Below are 2,235 nucleotides of genomic sequence, written 5' to 3' on the forward strand. Positions count from 1 at the left end.
CCTCGTCCTGCTCCGGACGGCGCTGGTCGTCCTGGCCGCGCTCGTGGTCGTGCTGCTCGACCAACCCTCGGGCTGGACGATCCTGGTGGTCGTCCTGGTGCTGCTGGTCCTGCTCGGGATCGTCCAGTTCCTCGACCAGCCGCGCCTCCCGGGCCACCCGCCGGCACCACCCCTGCAGGACCCGCAATCACCCGTCTCGGATGGGACGAGGGCAGCCGTCACGGACGATCGTCACGATTGACACCTGGAACGTGCGAGAGGGGTCCTGATGAGCACGCACGCCACACCGCATCGGGCCGGTCCCACCAACGCGACCACGGCGGCGGGCGCCGGAGCAGACACCGCTTGGACCACGACCTTCGCCCTCTTCGCCGCGGTCCTGATGATGCTGGCCGGCGCGTGCGGGGTGCTCGCCGGCATCGCGGCGATACTGCACGACGAGGTCGTCGTGGGCACGCCGCAGTACACCTACGCCCTCGACCTGACGGCCTGGGGATGGATCCACCTGGTGCTCGCCGTGGTGCTCGGTGCGGCGGGCGCAGGGGTGCTGTGGGGCGCGACGTGGGCGCGTGCCGTCGGCATCGCAGCCGCGGCGATCAACATCGTGGCGCACTTCGCCTTCCTGCCGCACTTCCCGGTCTGGGCACTCGTGATCATCGCGCTCGACGCGATCGTGATCTGGGCGCTCGCCTCGTACCGCGGTGAGAACGCTTGAGCAGATCGACCACCGGCCGGAGCGACTCCGGCCCTGACCCACCCGTTCCCGACGGGTGAGCGCACACCTGGAGAGAAGGGGTTGGACATGCTGCTCGCACAGAGCCAGTACCCGTTGTTGGACCTGTTCTGGACGATGTTCGTGTTCTTCGGGTTCGTCCTCTGGTTCTGGTTGATGTTCGTGATCTTCGGCGACATCTTCCGGCGCGACGACCTCGGCGGTTGGGGCAAGGCGGCCTGGACCGTCGTGATCATCATCCTCCCGATCGTCGGGTCGCTCGTCTACCTGATCGCGCAGGGCCGGAAGATGGGCGAGCGCCGCGAGGCCGACGTGGCCGCCGCCCGTAAGGCCTACGAGCGTGACGTCCGCAGGATCGCGGCCCCGAACGGGACCGCGGGCGGCCCGACCGAGCAGATCGCCGAGGCGAAGCACCTGCTCGACCAGGGCGCGATCACCCCGGACGAGTACGAGTCGTTGAAGGCCAGGGCACTCGGCCGGTCGCTCGGCGAGCCCGCTCGCTGACCGGCGCCGGCGGGGAGGGGTGATGTCCGCAGGCCCGACCGCACCCGCGCCGAACCGGCTCCGGCACCCTGCCGAGATCCCGTTCTACGCGTTCATGGTGGTCCTCAACGTGGCCGTCGTCGTCGGGATCGTCCGGGTTGCGCTGGTGCTGCCCTTCGTCCCGTCGTCATTGCAGGAAACGGCATGGGCGAACGCGATCCGAGGAGCCCTGTTCGGGCTGCTGCTGCTCGTCCCCGCCCTGATCGTGGTCCGCGAGACGCAGCGGGCCGCGACCCGGGGCACCGCCGTCCAGCTGTCGCCGGAGCAGTACCCCGAGCTCTACGGGGTCGCGGAGGAGTTCGCGGCCCGGCTCGGGCTGCGGCGTCGGCCGGACATCTTCCTGGCCAACGGCAACGGCGCGCTCAACGCCTTCGCCGCCCAGGCCACCGGGCACGACTACGTGGTGCTGTCCAACGAGCTGTTCACCAACCTGTACCGCGGCAACCGCGAGGGTCTGCGGTTCATCCTGGGCCACGAGCTGGGGCACATCCGCCTGCACCACGTCGCCCTGTGGTATCAGCTCTCGGTCGCCTACTCCCAGCGCATCCCGTTGCTCGGGCAGGCCCTCTCGCGGCTGCGCGAGTACTCCTGCGACCGGCACGGCGCCCTTCTCGCCCCGCACGGCGCGAGGGGGCTGGTCCTGCTCGCCTCGGGTCGACACACCGAGCAGGACGTCGACATCCCCGCACTGGTCCGGCAGGGTCGTGCCCTGCGGGGCTTCTGGGTCGGGTTGGCACAGCTGCCGCGCTCTCATCCCTACACGGTGCGGCGGGTGGAGCGTCTGTACGGGCTGGGCCTCCTGCGCCCCCTTCCGCGGTCGGCCGCTCCGCCTCCGCGCGAGCCGCGCGGACTTGCCGCACACGACGGCAGCCCGGCGTGACCACCGGCGAAGGTGCCGACCAGCAGGCGCCGACCGGGAGCCGGGTGCTCGGGCTCCTGCTCGCGATGGCGATGTTCGT

Annotated in this window: 3 protein-coding genes and 1 pseudogene; all 4 read left to right on the forward strand. The window is 70.8% G+C overall.

Annotated elements, in window-relative coordinates; translation table 11 throughout:
* Positions 1–241: pseudogene (locus LWC33_RS34540) on the forward strand (hypothetical protein); the annotation flags it as partial.
* A gap of 27 nt (positions 242–268) precedes the next feature.
* Positions 269–715: a DUF7144 family membrane protein gene (locus tag LWC33_RS34545; protein WP_233308919.1), complete on the forward strand. Its 447-nt coding sequence runs from the start codon at positions 269–271 to the stop codon at positions 713–715.
* Between the two features lie 87 nt (positions 716–802).
* Positions 803–1,237, forward strand: coding sequence for an SHOCT domain-containing protein (locus LWC33_RS34550; protein WP_233308920.1), 435 nt, complete (start codon positions 803–805; stop codon positions 1,235–1,237).
* A 22-nt stretch (positions 1,238–1,259) separates the two neighbouring features.
* Entirely contained in the window at positions 1,260–2,156 is an 897-nt protein-coding gene (locus LWC33_RS34555; protein WP_233308921.1) for a M48 family metallopeptidase, read from the forward strand.
* Positions 2,157–2,235 lie beyond the last annotated feature (79 nt).

Origin of the sequence: Pseudonocardia terrae, from assembly GCF_021343995.1 — a bacterium.
Classification (GTDB): domain Bacteria; phylum Actinomycetota; class Actinomycetes; order Mycobacteriales; family Pseudonocardiaceae; genus Pseudonocardia; species Pseudonocardia terrae.

Excerpts from the sequence above, each read along its gene's own strand:
- LWC33_RS34550 (WP_233308920.1), top strand. The coding sequence starts at position 803 with ATGCTGCTCGCACAGAGCCAGTACCCGTTGTTGGACCTGTTCTGGACG.
- LWC33_RS34545 (WP_233308919.1), top strand. The coding sequence starts at position 269 with ATGAGCACGCACGCCACACCGCATCGGGCCGGTCCCACCAACGCGACC.
- LWC33_RS34555 (WP_233308921.1), top strand. The coding sequence starts at position 1,260 with ATGTCCGCAGGCCCGACCGCACCCGCGCCGAACCGGCTCCGGCACCCT.